16 protein-coding genes are annotated in these 17,515 nt (G+C 70.8%); 13 read left to right on the top strand and 3 right to left on the bottom strand.

Features of this window, described 5'->3' with window-relative positions; genetic code table 11:
• Positions 1–22: 22 nt before the first annotated feature.
• The 3 genes from FLX08_RS37625 to FLX08_RS37615 form a co-directional block, all read right to left on the bottom strand.
• A complete protein-coding gene (locus FLX08_RS37625; protein ID WP_142625037.1) occupies positions 23–1,780 on the bottom strand; it encodes a glycoside hydrolase family 9 protein in 1,758 nt (585 codons plus the stop codon).
• Complete coding sequence (locus FLX08_RS37620) at positions 1,777–3,168, bottom strand: GH1 family beta-glucosidase (RefSeq protein ID WP_142625036.1); 1,392 nt, start codon at positions 3,166–3,168, stop codon at positions 1,777–1,779. Before FLX08_RS37620 ends, FLX08_RS37625 begins: the two co-directional genes overlap by 4 nt.
• Positions 3,169–3,232: 64 nt before the next feature.
• On the bottom strand, positions 3,233–4,870 hold the full coding sequence (locus FLX08_RS37615; protein WP_167530730.1) for a beta-N-acetylhexosaminidase: 1,638 nt from the start codon (positions 4,868–4,870) through the stop codon (positions 3,233–3,235).
• Positions 4,871–5,162: 292 nt separating this feature from the next.
• Between FLX08_RS37615 and FLX08_RS37610 the strand changes: the two genes are divergently transcribed.
• The 13 genes from FLX08_RS37610 to FLX08_RS37550 all read left to right on the top strand — a co-directional run bounded on the left by FLX08_RS37610 (position 5,163) and on the right by FLX08_RS37550 (position 17,490).
• Positions 5,163–6,023, top strand: coding sequence for an ABC transporter permease (locus FLX08_RS37610; protein ID WP_244313178.1), 861 nt, complete (start codon positions 5,163–5,165; stop codon positions 6,021–6,023).
• Positions 6,020–6,913 carry a carbohydrate ABC transporter permease gene (locus FLX08_RS37605; protein WP_142625033.1) on the top strand — a complete coding sequence of 298 codons (894 nt, stop codon included), beginning with the start codon at positions 6,020–6,022 and terminating at the stop codon, positions 6,911–6,913. The genes FLX08_RS37610 and FLX08_RS37605 overlap by 4 nt, the downstream gene beginning before the upstream one ends.
• A 45-nt stretch (positions 6,914–6,958) precedes the next feature.
• A complete protein-coding gene (locus FLX08_RS37600) occupies positions 6,959–8,635 on the top strand; it encodes a type 2 periplasmic-binding domain-containing protein (protein WP_142625032.1) in 1,677 nt (558 codons plus the stop codon).
• 37 nt (positions 8,636–8,672) lie between these two features.
• Positions 8,673–9,407, top strand: a complete 735-nt coding sequence (locus tag FLX08_RS37595) for a ThuA domain-containing protein (RefSeq protein ID WP_208761923.1) — start codon at positions 8,673–8,675, stop codon at positions 9,405–9,407.
• Positions 9,404–10,240, top strand: a complete 837-nt coding sequence (locus FLX08_RS37590) for a sugar phosphate isomerase/epimerase family protein (protein WP_142625031.1) — start codon at positions 9,404–9,406, stop codon at positions 10,238–10,240. The genes FLX08_RS37595 and FLX08_RS37590 overlap by 4 nt, the downstream gene beginning before the upstream one ends.
• Positions 10,237–11,226, top strand: a complete 990-nt coding sequence (locus tag FLX08_RS37585) for an NAD-dependent epimerase/dehydratase family protein (RefSeq protein WP_142625030.1) — start codon at positions 10,237–10,239, stop codon at positions 11,224–11,226. Before FLX08_RS37590 ends, FLX08_RS37585 begins: the two co-directional genes overlap by 4 nt.
• An 89-nt stretch (positions 11,227–11,315) precedes the next feature.
• Complete coding sequence (locus FLX08_RS37580; protein ID WP_208761922.1) at positions 11,316–12,071, top strand: GntR family transcriptional regulator; 756 nt, start codon at positions 11,316–11,318, stop codon at positions 12,069–12,071.
• Positions 12,072–12,248: 177 nt separating this feature from the next.
• Positions 12,249–13,277, top strand: a complete 1,029-nt coding sequence (locus FLX08_RS37575; protein WP_142625028.1) for an SIS domain-containing protein — start codon at positions 12,249–12,251, stop codon at positions 13,275–13,277.
• Positions 13,274–14,233 (top strand): N-acetylglucosamine kinase, encoded by a 960-nt coding sequence (locus FLX08_RS37570; RefSeq protein WP_142625027.1) that lies wholly within the window; start codon positions 13,274–13,276, stop codon positions 14,231–14,233. Before FLX08_RS37575 ends, FLX08_RS37570 begins: the two co-directional genes overlap by 4 nt.
• A 21-nt stretch (positions 14,234–14,254) precedes the next feature.
• Positions 14,255–15,172, top strand: a complete 918-nt coding sequence (locus FLX08_RS37565; protein WP_142625026.1) for an alcohol dehydrogenase catalytic domain-containing protein — start codon at positions 14,255–14,257, stop codon at positions 15,170–15,172.
• 175 nt (positions 15,173–15,347) lie between these two features.
• Complete coding sequence (locus tag FLX08_RS37560) at positions 15,348–15,866, top strand: hypothetical protein (RefSeq protein WP_142625025.1); 519 nt, start codon at positions 15,348–15,350, stop codon at positions 15,864–15,866.
• Positions 15,859–16,914, top strand: a complete 1,056-nt coding sequence (locus FLX08_RS37555) for a hypothetical protein (RefSeq protein ID WP_142625024.1) — start codon at positions 15,859–15,861, stop codon at positions 16,912–16,914. The genes FLX08_RS37560 and FLX08_RS37555 overlap by 8 nt, the downstream gene beginning before the upstream one ends.
• Positions 16,915–17,490 (top strand): hypothetical protein, encoded by a 576-nt coding sequence (locus tag FLX08_RS37550; RefSeq protein WP_142625023.1) that lies wholly within the window; start codon positions 16,915–16,917, stop codon positions 17,488–17,490.
• Positions 17,491–17,515: the final 25 nt, after the last annotated feature.

The following is a 17,515-nucleotide window of genomic DNA, read 5'->3' as shown; positions in this document are numbered from 1 at the left end:
GGATGATCGTGATGGCCGCCTCCTAACCGAGCGCCGAGACGGCGAGCAGGAACCACGCGCTGTGCGGGATCCACTGCTCGGCCCAGCGCCATGAATGACCGCTTTCACGGTGTTCGTCCGGCATGAACGCGATGTCGTGCTCGTCGTCGAAGCCGCTGGTCACCCCGTTCAGGATGCCTCCGGGCACGTTCTGGAACACCGTGGAATATTCGACGTTGTTGCGGCCCCTGCCCTGGATCATCGAGGCGTCGAAGGGGTTCAGCCCCATCACCCAGTGCACCTGGTCGTCCGCCAGCCGGAGCAGCCGGTCGCGCAGGGCGGGGTCGCACTCGGGGAGCTCGGCCGCGAGCAGCGCGGCGTACGCGAGGGAGCAGATCGTGGCGTTCTCGCCCTGCCACCAATAGCCGGTCTCGTTGTCGTGCGGATAGAAGAAGGCCGTCCGCGGCGGCCGGCCGGCCGGCTGCACGTACTGCCGGGCGTAGCCGAAGGGGTTCGGCACCTCGTCGGCCAGGTGCGCCGCGTCGCGCATGAGCGCGAGGGCCGTGACACGAGCCTGGCCGGCGAGCGTGCTGCCGTCGTACGTCTCGGCGAACCGCATGAGGGCCACCGCGGGCAGACCGGCCTCCGCCGCGTGGAAGAACGGCCGGCCCTCCACATCGCCCTTCAGGCAGCCGAAGCCCAAGCCGGTGTCGGTGTAGCGGCCGATGAGCGACTCCGCGCGCCGCCGCGCGGCCTTCTTGTACGCGGCCGGATCGGGCGCGCCGGGCACGACGCTCGCGGCCCGGCCCAGCTCGGTGGCGGCCATGAGCGCGCAGTAGTCGTCGATGACCGACTCCGTGCGGTCGTAGAGGTAGTCGAGGTTGTGCTCCTCCAGGTGGGCGAACCCGCGGTGGGCGGCCGCCAGATACTCCTCGGGAGTGAAGTCGCCGTGGTCGTCGAGCGTCGCCGCGCGGGCGAGCGCCGCGATGGCCATGCCTCCGCCCTGGCGGTAGGCGGCCTGCCAGCGGGTCGTCCTGACGCTGTCCTGCAGTGGCGCGTTGATCACGCGCTCGTCCAGGTCCTTCGTCAGCGCGTCGAAGATGGCCGTGTAGAAGTAGCCCTCCTCGGACTGGAAGCGCACCAGGAAGTCCGCGCCGTGGAGGCCCTCGTCGCGCATGCGCGCGCCCAGGCTGCGTGACAGCTCCGGATGGTTCGCGGCGAGCCGGTCGCGGGCGGCCATGAACGCCCACGCGCAGAGCGGCGTCTGCTGGGGGTTCATCATGCGGGTGTAGTTGAGATGGCTGAGGAACTTGCTGTGGTCGCCGGAGGCGTCCAGCCACCCGCCGCGCGCGTCGACCGTACGGCCCGAGTCGTCCTCCGAGTCGTCTTCCGAGTCGTCCTCCGAGTCGTCCTGGTAGAACCGCGCGTGCCGGTCCTTGCGGTCGATCTCGCCGCTCGACCGCACCGCCTTGAAGTAGTAGAGGGTGTCCGACAGCGTCATGTGCTGCACCCGCCGCGTGCCGATGACGAACGGCTCGCCTGCGCGGACCCCGTCGGCCGTGACCACCTCCACCCGATAGCGGCCCTCGGTCCGCACCCGGCTGAAGTCGACGCGCCGGAACGTGCCGAGGGACCAGCCGTCGACCCGTTCCTCCGGGCCCACGGCGAGGTCGATCCGGGTGCCGTCCTCCTCGTTGACGAGAGCGGCACCCTCGACGGCCACCGGGCCACGCAGGAGCACGACGGCCTTCTTCGTGCTCCCGGTGTTGTAGCCGAGGTGGCTGGTGAGAACGGTGATCACGCCCGGCCCTTCTCCGCCTTCTCCTTCTCGGCCTTCTCCTTCTCGGCGGCGACGCGCTCGGCGTAGTAGCGCGCGGAGCGCTTCGGCGTCCGCCGCTGCGTGTCGTAGTCGACGCGGACGATGCCGAACCTGCGGTCGTAGCCGTACGACCACTCGAAGTTGTCGAGCAGCGACCAGGCGAAGTAGCCGCGGACGTCGGCGCCCTGCGCGCGGGCCTCCAGCGCCGCGTCGATGTGCGTGCGCAGATACTCCGCCCGCTCGACGTCGTCCACGTAGCCGCTCTCGTCGGCCACGTCGGCGTACGCGGCGCCGTTCTCCGTGATGTACCAGGCCGGGCCGTGATACTCCCGTTCGAGGCGCAGCAGCAGGTCCGTCAGCGCGGCGGGGGTGACCTCCCAGTCCATCGCGGTGCGCGGGACGTCGCGGCGCACGACGACCGGCGACGGCCAGCCGTTCTGGCCCACCGGCCCGGCCTGGATCATGTGCGAGGAGTAGTAGTTGACGCCGAGCACGTCGAGCGGCTGCGCGATCACCGCGAGGTCGCCGTCCTGCACCGGGAGCGGGCAGCCCAGCTCGGCGAGCTTGCCGGCGATGTCGGCCGGGTATTCACCCCGGATCAGCGGGTCGAGGTAGAGCCGGTTGTCGAACCCGTCCGCCCAGCGCGCGGCGGCGACGTCGGCGGGGGAGTCGCTCGCGGGCACCTTGGGCCCGAGGTTGAGCGTGATGCCGACCTCAAGCCGGTCGGAGCGGCCGCTCGCCGCCGCCTTCTCGCGGATCACCTGCGCCGCCAGTCCGTGCCCCAGCAGCAGGTGGTGGAGGGCCGCCATGCCCGCGCGGGCGTCCTGGCGGCCCGGGGCGTGCTTGCCGGCCATGTAGCCGAGGTAGGCCGAGCACCACGGCTCGTTCAGCGTCGTCCACTGGTCCACCCGGTCGCCCAGCGCGTCGTAGGCGATGGCCGCGTAGTCGGCGAAGCGATACGCGATGTCGCGGCTCGGCCAGCCCCCCGCGTCCTCCAGCGCCTGGGGAAGGTCCCAGTGGTAGAGCGTGACCCAGGGGCGGATGCCCTTGGACAGCAACTCGTCGACGAGACGGTCGTAGAAGGCGATGCCCGCGGGGTTGCCCGGGCCGGTGCCGTCCGGCTGCACGCGGGGCCAGGCGAGGGAGAAGCGATACACGTCCATCCCGAGCTCGGCCATGAGCGCCACGTCCTCGGGCATGCGGTGGTAGTGGTCGCACGCGACGGCGCCGGTGTCGCCGTCCGCCACCGTGCCGGGGGTCGCGCAGAAGGTGTCCCAGATGGACGGGGTGCGCCCGTCCTCGCTCACGGCGCCCTCGATCTGGTACGACGAGGTGGCCGTGCCCCACAGGAAGTTCGCATGCTGCGTCATCAGGTCACATTTCCGTTCGCAATAGGAGTTTCCGGGTCTTGACCAGGGAGTCTGTCAGACCGGATCAGGGTTCGCGGGAGACGGACTCCACCCACTTCTTGGTCTCCTCGATCCGGCCGGGCCCGGAGCGCCGCCAGACCCCCGTGCCGCCGGTCTGCCAGGGGTGCGGCCCCGCGAGCGGGCGGTAGCCGACGCCCATCGCGTCGAGCCGTTCGAGGTGGACGGCGAGCCGCCGCTCGAAGTCCGCGAAGTCGTCGACCTGCCCGCTCCAGAGCACCTCGGCGAGGGCGCACGCGCGGGGGAAGGCCAGGTAGTCGAGGCGTCGCTCGCCGGGCACCCATTCGGTCCAGATCTGGAACTGGCCGCCGAGGACCCGCCCGCGCCGGTCCTCCGGCCACTCCGGGGGAGCCGGGGAGAAGGCCGCCACGTCGCCGAGCGTGATCGGGCCGCCCTCCGAGCGGGGCTCCTCGGGCAGGTCCGACTGGTCGAAGTTGAAATACGTGGGGAACAACGGCGTGCGGACGACGTCGTGCGACGCCGCGGCCCGGCCCGCCACCTCGTGCCCGCGCCACGCCATGACGATGGTGTCCGGCAGCAGGCCGCCCGTCACGAAGCCCTCGTCCCACACGACCATGCGCACGCCGCGGGTGGCGAGGAACCCGCCGAGGGCGCGGAGGAAGTGGCCGTGCATCTGCTTCACGTCGGCGTATCCGTGCTCGGCCATCTCCGCGGCGATCGCGGGGTCGTCCGCCCACCACCCCATGTCGCACTCGTCCCCGCCGAGGTGCACGTACGGCGTGTCGACCACGTCGAGGATCTCCTCCAGGACGTCCTGGAGGAACGCCACGACCGGGCGGGTGGGGCTGATGGACGACCCGCCCGCCCAGACGGTGTCGAGCACGGCCTGCTCCTGGCCCGGACGGCCCAGCTCCGGGTAGGCCGCGCGCAGCGCGGAGGTGTGCCCCGGCACGTCGATCTCCGGGACGATCGTGATCCCCCGGGCGCGTGCGTACGCCGAGATCTCGGCGAGGTCGTCGAGCGTGTAGTAGCCGCCGTGCGGGGTGCCGTCCGCGACCCCGTCGGGGCCGAGCCGCGTCAGCGGCCTCCAGCTCCCCACTTCGTGCAGCCGCGGATGGCGCCGGCTCTCCACACGCCATCCCTGGTCGTCCGACAGGTGCAGGTGCAGGCGGTTGAAGCGGTGCGCCGCGAGCAGGTCGACGTAGCGCAGCACCGTCTGCTTGGGGAAGAAGTGGCGGGCCACGTCGAGCATGGCCCCGCGCCACTCGTACGCCGGGTGGTCCACCACCGTGCCGCACGGCACGGCCCAGCCGCCCGCGCCCCCCGCCCACTCGCGCCGCCACGCCTGGGCGGGCATCAGCTGCCGGAGCGTCGTCAGCGCGGCGGCGGCGCCCTCGAAGCCGCCGGCGCGGATGTCGACGCCCGACTCGGTGACCTCCAGCCGGTACGCGCCCGGGGCGTCGTCGGTCTCGGTCACGGAAACCCAAGTGGTCTGAGTGGTATTAGCTGGATCGCCCTCGGGTCCGGCGACGGGCAGCGGCAGCCCCGAGACGAACCTTCTCAGCAGCGCCTCGGTTGCCGGAGACCCCGCGACCTTGACGGCCGTACCCGCGTTGAGCAGGCATTTTCCCGGGCTCGAAAGGGCTTGTCGGGGTTGGGGAAGAAGGGCGGAATAGGGGTCCAAAGCGTGTCCCGTCGGGTCGGTCGGTCCGAAGTCCGAAGATGCCGGCGCACCAGCATGTGACCGCGAAGGTACTTCTTGTCTTGATTTGGTGCAAGTGGTATCTTCCCGGTACTTCGCTGGTATCTGCCCATGTCGCACCGAGGCGACGGCGATCCACGCAGCTCGATTAGAGGTGCCCATGACGGTCAAGCAGGCATTGCCTCGTGCGCTCGCAGAAGGCGGGGAAACGCGGCCGGCTCAACGCAAGACGCCGTTTCTCGCACGATTGTGGCGGGACGCCCCACTGCTTTTGATGGTCGCGCCGGCCGCGATCGTGCTCCTGCTGTTCACGTACGTCCCGCTCCTGGGAAGCGTGATCGCATTCATGGACTATGTCCCGTTTCTCGGGTTCACCGGATCCGACTGGGTGGGCTGGGACAACTTCACGGCGCTGTTCTCCGACCCGTCGTTCTGGACCGCCGTGTGGAACACCGTGCAGATCACGTTCCTGCAGCTGGTGCTGTTCTTCCCGGTCCCCATCCTGCTGGCGGTGCTCCTGAACACCGTGGCACTGCCGGTGGCGAAGAGGTTCGTTCAGTCGGTGATCTACCTGCCCCACTTCCTCTCCTGGGTGATCATCGTGGCGCTGTTCCAGCAGGTCCTCGGGGGCGCGGGGGTGATCAACCGGTTCCTCATCACACACGGCCTCTCGCCGTTCGACGTGATGTCGAACCCCGACACGTTCAAGCTGCTGCTGACCACCCAGTCCATCTGGAAGGACGCCGGCTGGGGGACGATCATCTTCCTCGCCGCCATCGCGGCCATCGACCCCGCCCTCTACGAGTCCTCCGCGATGGACGGCGCCGGCGCCTGGCGCAGGTTCTGGCACGTCACGCTGCCGGGGATGCGGCCGATCATCGTGCTGATGCTCATCCTGCGGCTGGGCGACGCCCTGACGGTCGGGTTCGAGCAGATCCTGCTGCAACGCGACGCGGTCGGCCCGGGAGCGGCCGAGGTGCTCGACACCTTCGTCTACTACAACGGCGTCGTCGACGGGAGCTGGGGCACCGCGACCGCGGCCGGCCTCCTCAAGGGCGTCGTCAGTCTCTTTCTCGTCCTCGCGGCGAACAAGATCGCCCATCGGTTCGGTGAGGAAGGTGTGTACAAGCGATGAGCCACCCCGGCCGGCCCGTCTGGCTCGGCAAACCGAAGCCCGTCGCCCTCGCGCTCAAGGCGCTGGCCCTCGTGCTGATCAGCGCGGTCGTGATCTTCCCGTTCCTCGTCGTCGTCTCGACGAGCCTGGCGACCAAGCAGGAGATCGACGCGAACGGCGGCTACGTGGTGTGGCCCACGCAGATCTCGTTCGACGCGTACCACCAGATCTTCAACGGCACCCAGGTCGCCAGGTCGATCGTCATCAGCGTCGGCGTGACCGCCGTAGGCACCGCGTTCAGCCTGTTCTGCACGGTGCTCGCGGCGTACGGCCTGAGCCGCAGGGGATCGCTCTTCCAGCGGGGCCTGCTGTCGTTCGTGCTGCTCACCCTGCTCTTCGGCCCGGGAATGATTCCGGTCTATCTCATGGTGAAGCAGCTCGGCATGCTCAACACCTACTGGTCGCTGATCATCCCCGGCGCGGTGAGCGCGTTCAACATCGTCATCGTCCGGGGCTTCATCCAGGGCATCCCCAAGGAGCTCTTCGACGCCGCGCGAATGGACGGCGCGGGTGAGTGGCGGATTCTGTGGTCCGTCGTGCTGCCCCTGTCGAAAGCCGTCATCGCCGTCGTCGGCCTCTTTCTCGCCGTCGGCTACTGGAACAACTATTTCAGCCCGCTGCTCTATCTGAACGACACCCAGATGTGGCCGCTCCAGCTCGTGATGCGGACATTCGTGCTGCAGAACAACGTCACCTCGAACGCGGCCGCCATTCCCGGATATGTGGCGCCACCCGCCCAGTCCGTCCAGATGGCCCTCGTGGCGATCGCCACGCTGCCGATCCTGCTGGTCTATCCCTTCCTGACGAAGCACATGTCGAAGGGAATGCTCACCGGGGCCATCAAGGGCTAGGTCGTGTTCCGGCACCTCCCATCAGAAAAAACAAAGGAACAGATCATGGGGATCAGAAATCGATCCGGATTCTCGGCCTCGAACGAGGGCGTCAGCCGCAGGAGCCTGCTGAAGGGCGCCGGTCTGGCCGCCGCGCTCGTCCCGATGAGCGGGGTGCTCGCGGCCTGCGGTTCCGGCTCGGAGAGCGGTGGCGGCGGCGCCGCCTCGTCCGGCGCGGCCAAGGCGGTGCCGCTGCCGACGTACGTGCCGCCGGTCAAGCCGAAGCCCCTGCTGGAGGGCAACGCGCAGGGCGTCATGGACGTCTACGCGTCCTTCCCCATGGACGGGCCGCGTACGGTCAACGGGCAGGTCGGCGACGGCAGCGACTTCAACGTGCTGATCATGACCTACGGCCAGCCGTCGCCGCCGGTGAGTGAGAGCCCCTACTGGCAGCTGCTCAACAAGGAGCTGAACCTCAACGTCAAGCCCGTCCAGGTGCCGTTCGACAGCTTCCAGACGAAGTTCCCCGCCCTGGTCGCCGGCGACGACCTGCCCGAGTTCGTCTCCGTCCCGATGTACATGAACGTCTCCCGTCTGCCGCAGCTCGCCGAGGCGCAGTTCACCGACCTGAGCGAGTTCCTCTCGGGAGACGCGGTGAAGAAATACCCCAACCTCGCCGGCATCCAGAACTACGCCTGGCTCAACGGCTACCTCAACGGCCGCATCTACGGCGTGCCCAAGTCCGACCCCATCTTCACGTCGCAGATCTACACGAAGACCGACGTCATCGAGGCCGCGGGCGGCAACCCCCACCCGGCGAACCTTCAGGAGTTCAAGGACCTCGCCAAGGCCGTCACCAACCCCAAGGCGGGCGTCTACGCGTTCGGCAGCAACATCGCCGACTTCATGATGATGATGTTCGGAGTCCCGAACAAGTGGACGAAGCGCAGCGACGGCACCTTCGTCTCGGCCTACGAGCACGAGGCGTTCGTTCCGGCCATCGCGGAGCTCGCCGACCTCTACAAGAGCGGCTGCTTCCACCCCGACACTCCGACGCTGATGAGCAACAAGACCCAGCGCGACTCGATGTTCCGGGGCGGCAAGCTGGCGATGCTCTGGGACGGCAACCGCGCGGTCGGCATCGTGGCCGACGACAAGGACGTGGTCTTCGACATCATGGTGCCCTTCGGCAAGGACGGTGGGAAGGGCGTCCACTGGACCGGCGGCGGCGCGTACGCGATGACGATGATCAAGAAGACCACCGACAAGAACCGGATCGACATGTTCCTCCGGGTCCTCGACTACATCGCCGCGCCGTTCGGCTCCCGTGAGTCGTTCATCATGAGCTACGGGGTCGAGGGCGCGGACTACACGGTCAAGGACGGGGTCGCCGTGCTCACCACCCGCGGGCAGCGCGAGCAGGACCTCGGCCTGGCCTACATCGTGGGCGGCCCGCAGGTGCTGTGCGACCCGCAGGGCGCCCCGGGCGTGGACAAGCTGAACTACGAGTGGCAGCAGAAGGCCGTGCCGATGCTCCTCGACAACCCCGCGCAGCACCTCTACTCCGAGACGTTCAACACCAAGGGCGCGTCGCTGGAGCAGCAGATGCAGGACGCGATCACCGCGGTGTTCCTCGGCCGGGAGCCCGCCTCCAGCCTGACGTCGGCGGTGCAGAAGTGGAAGGTCGCCGGCGGCGACCGCATGGCCAAGGAGTACGCCGAGGCGGCCGCGCTGGCCGGCTAGGCGATCCCGGCCGCCAGGACAACCGAAGGAATCCACGATGAAGTTGAGACGCTCGCCGTCCGCGATGGTGATCGTCGACGGTACGGACATCCACCACGACCTGATCGGCGCCGCGCTGGCGCTCCAGGAGATCGTCACCGAGGCGGGGCTCCCCACCGCCAGGGCCGTGGGGATGGAGCGCTTCGCCGACCTCACCCCCGCCACGGCGGAGGCCGACGTCTACGTCGTCTACCGTTCGTCGATCGTCTTCCACCCCCGGGAGCAGCAGGCGCTGTCCGACCTGGTCGCCGCCGGCAAGGGGCTGGTCGTCCTGCACGCGAGCAACCTGTTCGGGTTCGGCGAGGGCGGCCTGGAGGCCGACCGCGTCGCGTTCGAGCTGGTCGGCTCCCGCTACCTCTCCCACGGGACCTCCGGCTCAGAGGGACGGTTCGACGTCCGGCTGTGCGGCGACCACCCGGTCACCCGCCACATGGAGGACTTCGGCATCGACGACGAGTTCTACGTCCTGGAATACGGCCCCGACGTCCGGGTGCTCGCCGAGCGGGTGAGCGACGACGGCACCGAACCGGTCCTCTACGTGCGCGACCACGGCGAAGGCCGGGTCTGCTACTCCGCGCTCGGACACGACGCGCGGGCCTGGGGCAATCCCGGCTTCCGGCAGCTCGTCCGCCAGGCGACGCTCTGGGCGGCGGGCGTCGGAGAGGACGAGATCATGACGTGGTCGACCCGCTGGCCCCTCGGCAACGGCAAGATCATCGGAGGTGCGGCGTGAGCGGCTCGGGTGCGAACGGCGGCGCCGCGCCGATCGCCGCGCAGCTGTGGTCCCTGCACGAGGAGGCCTCCCGCGACCTGCTCGGCGTGCTCGAACGGGTCGCGGCGCTCGGCTATCTCGCGGTCGAGCCGATCAGTCTGTACGGCCACAAGCCGTCCGTCGTGCGGGACGTGGCCGACGGCCTCGGGCTGGAGTTCTGCAGCGCCCACGCGCCGTTCCCAGCCGGCGACGCGGCCGAGGCGATCCTCGACGAGCACCAGGAGCTCGGCGTCGAGACGCTCGTCTGGAGCATGGAGCCGGAGGAGTTCACCACGCGCGACGGCGTGCTGCGGGGAGTCGAGCGCGTCAACGAGGCGGCGGCGAACGCGGCCCGGCGGGGCATGCGCATCGCCTACCACAACCACTTCGCCGAGTTCGAGAACGTCTTCGGCGGAGAACGCGCCTACGACCTCCTGCTGCGCGAGCTGGATCCGGCGGTCGCCGTCGAGCTGGACGTCTACTGGGTCCGTACGGCGGGGCTCGACCCGGCCCCCGTCGCGGCCTCGCTCGGCGACCGCGTGGAGTTCGTGCACCTCAAGGACGGGCCGGCCCGGGGGATGGACGACTACATGGTCCCCTTCGGCGAGGGCGTGGTCGACGTGGAGAGCGTGGTCCACGCCAACCCGGCGATCCGATGGCACATCGTCGAGGCGGACCGGTCCCGCCAGGACATGTACGCACTGCTGCGCCGCTGCTACGAGTTCCTCGTCGGCCGTGGCCTGGCGGTGGGCAGGGAACCCGTGAGTAGGGAGCCCGTGGAACGCATCACCGGCGGGGAGGTGGGGCCGCGATGAGCGCGCAGCGGGTGCTCTTCCTCGGCGGAACGGGCGTGCTCAGCGCCGCCTGCGCCCGTGAGGCCGTCGCGGCGGGTCTCGACCTGACCGCCGTGACCAGGGGCCGCACGACGTCGCGGCCCCTGCCCGAGGGCGTACGCGCCGTCGAGGCCGACGTGCGGGACGACGCGTCGATGCGCGCGGCGCTCGGGGACGAGACGTTCGACGTGGTCGTGAACTTCATCGGCTACACGCCCGACGACGTCCGGGCCGACGTGGCCAGATATGCCGGCCGCACCGGGCAGTACATCTTCATCTCGACCGGATCGGTGTACGCCCGCCCGGCCCCGGCGCTGCCGATCGTGGAGTCCTCCGCGCGGCGCAACAACGGTTTCGAATATCCGGCGCAGAAACTCCGCTGCGAGGAGGCGCTCGAACAGGCGTACCGCTACGAGGACTTCCCGGTCACGATCGTGCGCGCGGCACACGTCTACGACCGGACGACGCTGCCCCTGCTCGCGGGGTGGACCGCCATCGAGCGGTGGCGCGCGGGCAAGGCGGTGGTCGTCCACGGCGACGGGACCTCGCTGTGGAACCTGCTGCACGCGCGCGACTTCGCCCGGGGCCTGATCGGCCTCGTCGGCAACCGTCACGCGGTGGGCGACAGCGTGCACATCACGTCGGACGAGATTCTCACCTGGGACGAGATCCATCTGTGCCTCGCCGCGGCCGCGGGAGCCACACCGCGGATCGTGCACCGGTCGAGCGAGGACATCGGCCGGGAAATCGCCTGGATGGGGCCGGTTCTGCAGGAGGATTTCCGGCACTCTGTCATTTACGACAACTCTAGAATTAAGCGGCTGGTGCCCGATTTTTCGCCAAAAGTTCCATTTGCGCAGGGGGCGCGGGAGATCGTCGCGTGGTTCGACCAAGAGCCGTCGCGACGCCGGGCGAACCCGGAGCTGGACGCGGCATTCGATCGCCTGGTGGGCGATCGCCATGGGTGAAGTCCCACCGGGCGGATCCGGTGTGAGAATGACATTATGTTCGCCGGTAGGTGGGCGGGGGACGAAAGGACGTGGACCGGGTGAATAGGGTGTCTCAGGCGAGTCTCATCGCTTCGGACAGCCCTGAACCGCTGTGGGTGCAAGCGGCCGAACTGATCGAGCGCCGGGTGCGCGAGGGGGCCCTTGCCAGCGGACGGCGCCTGCCCGCCGAGCGTGAGCTGTGCAACCAGATGGGAATCAGCCGGGTGACGCTCCGGCGTGCGCTCCAGCACCTGGTCGAGCAGGGCGTGCTCCGGTCGTCCCACGGGCGAGGCTGGTACGTCGCAGGCCGGCCCGACCGCGACTGGCCCAACTCGCTGGAGTCGTTCACCGAGACGGCCAGGCGGAAGGCGCTGACCGCGACCTCCCGGGTGATCCGCGCCGAGGTCAAGGAGGCCTCCCTCGACGAGGCCGACCAGTTCGGCGTGGCGGCGGGCACGCGGCTCTTCGTGCTCGAACGCGTGCGCATGCTGGACGGCGTCCCCGTCGGCGTCGACTCCTCCCGTGTGGTGCTGAACGTCGCGCCGCGGCTCCCGGAGACCGACTTCGGCAAGGCGTCGCTGATCGAGGAGCTCACCGCCGGGGGAGCCGAGCCCGTCGTCGCCCAGTCGGTCATCGAGGCCAAGGGCTGCCCCGAGGGGATCGCCGAGCACCTCGACCTCACCCCCGGGGATCCCGTCCTGGTGATGCACCAGTCGATGGTCGACGCCGTCGGACGGGTCGTCCTGGTCTCGACCATCACCTATAGGGGCGACCGCTACCGCCTGCGCACCTCCTTCGTACGAGGGGGAACGAGCCCCGCCTGACGGGCCTGTCTCTCGTGGGGCGCGCGTCGTGCGGTCCCACGGCTTCGTGCTGTCCGAACTCCTGATCCATACCAGTTTTCCGCACGGCATCATGTGGTATGCCGTGGTATTTGATTCGAAACGTCTGGTCTAGGCTTGTGCCGCGCTCGCCTATGTGTGTTGAAGGGAACTGACGGAATGCCGGGAGAACGGATCCCCTATGTCGACGGCCGTACGGCCCAGCCGGCGGCGCTGGAGCGGGTCGCGGCGCGGGTCGCGGCCCAGCTCCGGGCCGGCCGTGACGTGTTCACGGGCCGCTCCCGCCCGGTCTTCGTCGGCATGGGAGCCAGCTACGCCGCGCTCGCCCTGCCGCTGCGGATGCTCGCCGACGGGGCGGTGCCGGCCCGCCAGGAACTGGCCAGCGAGATCGGCTCCGGCGTCGCGCTCGCGGACGCCGACCTGGTGATCGGGGTCTCGCAGTCGGGCCGCAGCCCGGAGACGGTGGACACGCTGGCCATGGTGCCGCGAGAGCGGCGGGCGGCCGTGGTCAACGTCGTGCCCTCCCGTCTCGGCTACACAGCGGCACACACTGTCGACCTCGGCAACGAGCCCGACAGCTATGCCTCGACCATCGGCTACACCGGCACGTTGATCGCCCTGGCGATGATCGCCCGCACCATCCTCGGCACGTCCCCGGCGGAGGTCGCCGCGGAGTGGACCGGCATCGCCGACGTCCTCACCCGCCACGAGCGCGCGCTGGCGCCGGTGGTGGACGAGGTGGCGGGCCGCGCCGGGCGGGTGGTCGCCGCGGACATCGTCGCGTCGGGAGCCTCCCGCTCCGCCTCCGAATCGGGGGCCCTGCTGCTCCGCGAGGTGTGCCGGGTGCCGGCCTCCGCCCTGGTCACCCGCAACTACCTGCACGGGGAGATGGAGTCGGCGGGGCAGACCCTGCACGTCGTCATCGGCGACGGCCGGGAGCTGGAGATCGCGCGGAGCCTCGCCGGAGCCCGCCACCTCACGCTCTGCGTCACCTCGGCCGCGGTCGACCCCGGCGACCACCTGCACGTGGTGCGCATCCCGGAGGGCGTCTCGATGCCGGTCCGCACGGTCCTCGAGACCGCCGTACTGCAACGGCTCGCGGGATCCCTCGCCATGGTGCGCGGTGTGGCGATCGAGGACTTCGTCTTCGACAACACCGACACCAAGATCGAGGAGCCCATCGGATGAGCCCGGCGGTGGTCGGCGTGGACGTCGGGGGCACCAAGACCCGGATCCAGCTGGCGGACGCGTCGAACGGCGAGATCCTCGCCGACCTGACGGTGCCCAGCACCGGCTGGCAGACGGCCTCCCTTCCCCGGGCGGCGGCCTGGTTGTCGGAGCGGCTCCACCCGCTGCTCCAGCAGGGCCCCCAGGCGCGGAAGATCCAGGCGCGGAACATCAAGGCGCGGAACATCAAGGCGCGGAACCTCGACGTGCGGCACGTCGTCGTGGGGGCGCACGGCTGCGAGACCCCCGGCCAGTTCGAGCGGCTCGCCCAAGAGCTCGTCCGGGTGCTGGCGACGCCGGTGACCGTGGTCAACGACGCCGAACTGCTCGTCCCGGCCGCGGGCCTGGCCGGGGGGATCGGCGTCATCTCCGGCACGGGCGCCATCGCCGTGGGCAGGCACCGCGACACGGGCGAATACCTGTCCGCCGGTGGCTGGGGATGGGTGCTCGGCGACGAGGGATCGGGGTCCGCTCTCGTCCGCGACGCGGCCCGCGCGGTGCTCGCCCGCGCCGACGAGGGCGCGCCCGGCGACGGGCTCGATGTCGCCCTGCTGCGCGCCTTCGGCGTCACCGGCCTGCCCGAGCTGGCGGCGGCGATGAGCTGGAACGGAGGAGTCGAGACCTGGGGCGTCCACGCCCCGGTCGTCTTCGCGGCCGCGGAGGCCGGGTCGGCGACCGCCGACGCCGTCATCACGGCGGGCGGCCGGTCACTGGCCCGTCTCGTGTCCTGCCTGGCCGGGCGGGGCGCCGACCTCGGGGCCGTGGTCGTGGCGGGCGGCGTCATCGCCAACCAGCCCCGCCTGATGAGGGCGTTCGAGGAGGAGCTGAGCTCCCTGCTCCCGGCGGTCACGGCCACGCTGCTCCAGGCCCCGCCCGTCCTCGGAGCCGTCGAGCTGGCCCGCCGCGGCCTGGGCTGATCCGGATCGGAAGAGGAGAACATGCGGTTTTCACAGGTCGTCGCCCCGGGCCGGTCGGAGGTCGTCGAGGCCCCCGACGCGCCTCTCCGCCCGGGAGCGGTCCGCGTACGCACGCTCGCGTCGGGGATCTGCGTCTCCGAGCTGCCGGCCTGGGCGGAGCACGACGGCGCCGCGCCGCGCCGGCTCGGGCACGAGCTGAGCGGCGAGATCGTGGAGCTGGGCCCGGGCGTGCACGGATGGTCCCGGGGAGACCGCGTCACCGGCTTCGCGTCTCCCGCGTTCGCCGACACGGTGAACGTCAACGCCAGGGAGCTGCTCCCGGCTCCGTCCAACGTGCCGAGCCGGGCCGTGCTCGGCGAGCCGCTGGCCTGCGTGGTCGAGGCGCTGTCGAGGTGCGGCCTGCGGCCGGCGCAGCGCGTGGCGGTCGTGGGGCTCGGATTCATGGGCCTGGCCGCCCTGCAGGTCGCCGCCGACCGCGCGCCCGCCCGTCTCGCCGGCGTCGACCCGGCGCCCCTGGCCCGCGAGCTCGCGGCCGAGCTGGGCGCGAGCGACGTCCACACCCCCGAGGAGGCCGCCGAGAGCCTGCGCGGGACGTTCGACGTGGTCGTCGAGTTCTCCGGCAAGGCCGCCGGGCTCAAGCTCGCGGGTGACCTCGTGACCACGCACGGCACGCTGTGCGTCGCCGGCTACCACCACGACGGCCCGCGCGAGCTGGACATCGAGCTGTGGTATCGCGGGGTGACCATCGTCAACGGCTTCACCGGGCAGCGGTGGCGCCTCATGGCCGCCATGGCCGAGGGGCTGCGGATGATGGCGGACCGCCGCCTGACCTTCGAGCCGCTGATCACCCACACCGTCGCGCTGGAGGACGTCGACACGGGGTTCGGATACTTCCGCGACCGCCCGGACGGCTTCGTCAAGTGCGTCGTCACCCCGTGACCTCTCCGACCCCCTGATCCGGCCACGTTCAAGCTTTCGTCGGGACGGGGTCGGCGACCCGTATCCACGTGTGCGCCCTGTCCGGAGGAAACGCCCTCCGCTTTCTATCGTTCCCTGAACTGATCTTTTGTGCTCCCGCCCATGCTCTGGGCGTTGACATATTCGGGGGACGAGCATGCGACTCAGGCCGCTCGCGTTGGTGTCGGGTATCGCGCTCGGGGCGGCGGTGCTGACCGGTCCGGCCGCCGACGCCGCGGACACGACGGTGACCTTCACGGTCACGTCGGGCGCGTTGACGATCACGGCCCCCGCCGGTCCGGTGAGCCTGGGCAGCGCCGCGGCGGGCGGCACGGTCAGCGGGCCGATCGGCGCGGTCACGGTGACCGACGCCCGAGGCGGTGTGCCCACCTCGGCCTGGACGGCGCGGGTGTCGTCCACGGCCTTCGCGGGTCCGAGTGACACGGTCCCGGCCTCCGCGGCGACCTACACGCCGGGCCCCGGCACGTTGATCGTCGGCGACGGGATGCTGTCGCCCGGGCCGGGCGGGACCCTGGACGTGCAGCGGGTCGCTATGACCTACACCGGCGGCACGGGCAACAGCCAGGCGACCTGGAATCCCACCATCTCGGTGAACATCCCGCTGTCGGCGGGTCTCGGCACCTACTCGGGCACGGTGACGCACTCTGTTGCCTGACCGGCTCATCGGCTGGGCCGCGGGCGTCCTGCTCGCCGTGCCGGGCACGGCAGGCGCGGCGCTCGCGGCCGTCCCGGGCCCCACCCTCGCGGCCGCCGCGGGCCCCGCCGCCGTGGCAGCCGCGGCGGTCACGGCGGATCGGGGGGACTCCGGGCAGGGGCTGGGCATCCGGCTGGTCGACGCACCTCTCGCCCGCCGCGACGACCCGCGCGCGCTCAAGGGCGTGGTCGACCACCTCGATCCCGGCACCACCATCAAGCGGCGGATCGAGGTGTCCAACACCAGCGGGCACCGGATGCGCGTCTCGCTCTATCCGGCGGCGGCCGATATCCGCGACCACGCGTTCGTCTTCGCGCCCGAACGCACCCCGAACGAGCTGTCGAGCTGGACCACCGTCACGCCCGCGGAGATCGACCTCTCTCCCGGGCAGGCCCGCCGGGCCTGGTTCACCACGCGCGTGCCGTCCGACGCGTGGAAGGGCGAACGGTACGGCGTGATCTGGGCGCAGACCACCGCGGAGCCGGACCGGGTGCACAACGTCGGCCTGGCCAGCCGGGTCGGCATCCGGATGTACCTCGACATCGGCCCGGGCGGCGAGCCGCCGTCCGCGATGAGCGTCGACCGTCTCACCCCGGAACGGGACGCCACCGGCCGCCCGGTCCTGTCCGCGCAGGTGCACAACACCGGCGGCCGGGCCCTGGACCTGTCCGGCTCGCTGTCGCTGTCGGAGGGGCCGGGCGGGCTGCGCGCCGGCCCCTACCCCGCGCAGCTGGGCGTCACGCTGCGTCCGGGCGAGACCGGACGGCTGGCCGTCGTCATGGACGTCCGGCTGCCCGAGGGCCCCTGGAAGGTGGACATGGTCGTGCAGAGCGGCCTCGTCAAACGCGAGGTCTCCGCGACCGTCGTCTTCCCCAAGGCCGGGATCGGCCGGCCCGTCACCCCGTCCGGCACGTCGTGGCTGATCCTCCCCGCGATCGTCGTCGCACTGGGTCTCGTGGGCGCCGGTGCCGTGGCCTGGCGCCGCCGCGGAGAACCCCGAAGGGCATAAATGCACAGACGTACCAACCCCCTCGCCTCCGCGATCGTCCTGGCCGCCGCCCTGCCCGCCGCTGTGCCCGCCGCTGTGCCCGCCGCTGTGCCCGCTCCCTCGGCGTCCGCGGCCGTCGCACCGGCCACCTACGTCCTGGCCAGGGCGGGAGAGCTGACCATCACCGCTCCCGTCGCGGTGTCGCTCGGCAGCGGGCCGCCCGGGAGCCAGCGCACCGTGCAGATGGGCACGGTGACGGTGACCGACCACCGAGATCCCGGCTCCGGCGCGTGGACGGCCACGGTCTCCTCGACCAGCTACACCCGCACCACCGCGCCGGTGGCCACCATCGGCCGCGCCAACATGAGCTACTGGTCCGGACCGGCCACGGCCACGCAAGGCGGCGGGACCTTCATCCCCGGCCAGCCGACCGCCGCGAGCAGGGTCACCCTCGCCGTCCAGCGAACGGCGTTCTCCCACACCGCCGTGGCGGGGATCAACAACGCCAGCTGGATCCCCACCCTGGTGCTGTCGATCCCTTTCTCCGGTGTGACCGCCGGTGTCTACACCGGCGTCATCACCCACTCCGTCGCATGACCGCGGCGAAAAGGCCACTTATGAC

The sequence above is a fragment of the Microbispora hainanensis genome, from assembly GCF_006874475.1.
Lineage (GTDB): Bacteria > Actinomycetota > Actinomycetes > Streptosporangiales > Streptosporangiaceae > Microbispora > Microbispora hainanensis.
This window is presented reverse-complemented; position numbering and strand designations above follow the sequence as displayed.

Bases quoted from the DNA above. Each gene is read 5' to 3' on its own strand.
- FLX08_RS37550 (WP_142625023.1), top strand. From the start codon at position 16,915: ATGCACAGACGTACCAACCCCCTCGCCTCCGCGATCGTCCTGGCCGCC.
- FLX08_RS37570 (WP_142625027.1), top strand. From the start codon at position 13,274: ATGAGCCCGGCGGTGGTCGGCGTGGACGTCGGGGGCACCAAGACCCGG.
- FLX08_RS37595 (WP_208761923.1), top strand. From the start codon at position 8,673: ATGAAGTTGAGACGCTCGCCGTCCGCGATGGTGATCGTCGACGGTACG.
- FLX08_RS37585 (WP_142625030.1), top strand. From the start codon at position 10,237: ATGAGCGCGCAGCGGGTGCTCTTCCTCGGCGGAACGGGCGTGCTCAGC.
- FLX08_RS37560 (WP_142625025.1), top strand. From the start codon at position 15,348: ATGCGACTCAGGCCGCTCGCGTTGGTGTCGGGTATCGCGCTCGGGGCG.
- FLX08_RS37565 (WP_142625026.1), top strand. From the start codon at position 14,255: ATGCGGTTTTCACAGGTCGTCGCCCCGGGCCGGTCGGAGGTCGTCGAG.
- FLX08_RS37575 (WP_142625028.1), top strand. From the start codon at position 12,249: ATGCCGGGAGAACGGATCCCCTATGTCGACGGCCGTACGGCCCAGCCG.
- FLX08_RS37620 (WP_142625036.1), bottom strand. From the start codon at position 3,168: ATGACGCAGCATGCGAACTTCCTGTGGGGCACGGCCACCTCGTCGTAC.
- FLX08_RS37600 (WP_142625032.1), top strand. From the start codon at position 6,959: ATGGGGATCAGAAATCGATCCGGATTCTCGGCCTCGAACGAGGGCGTC.
- FLX08_RS37605 (WP_142625033.1), top strand. From the start codon at position 6,020: ATGAGCCACCCCGGCCGGCCCGTCTGGCTCGGCAAACCGAAGCCCGTC.
- FLX08_RS37610 (WP_244313178.1), top strand. From the start codon at position 5,163: ATGGTCGCGCCGGCCGCGATCGTGCTCCTGCTGTTCACGTACGTCCCG.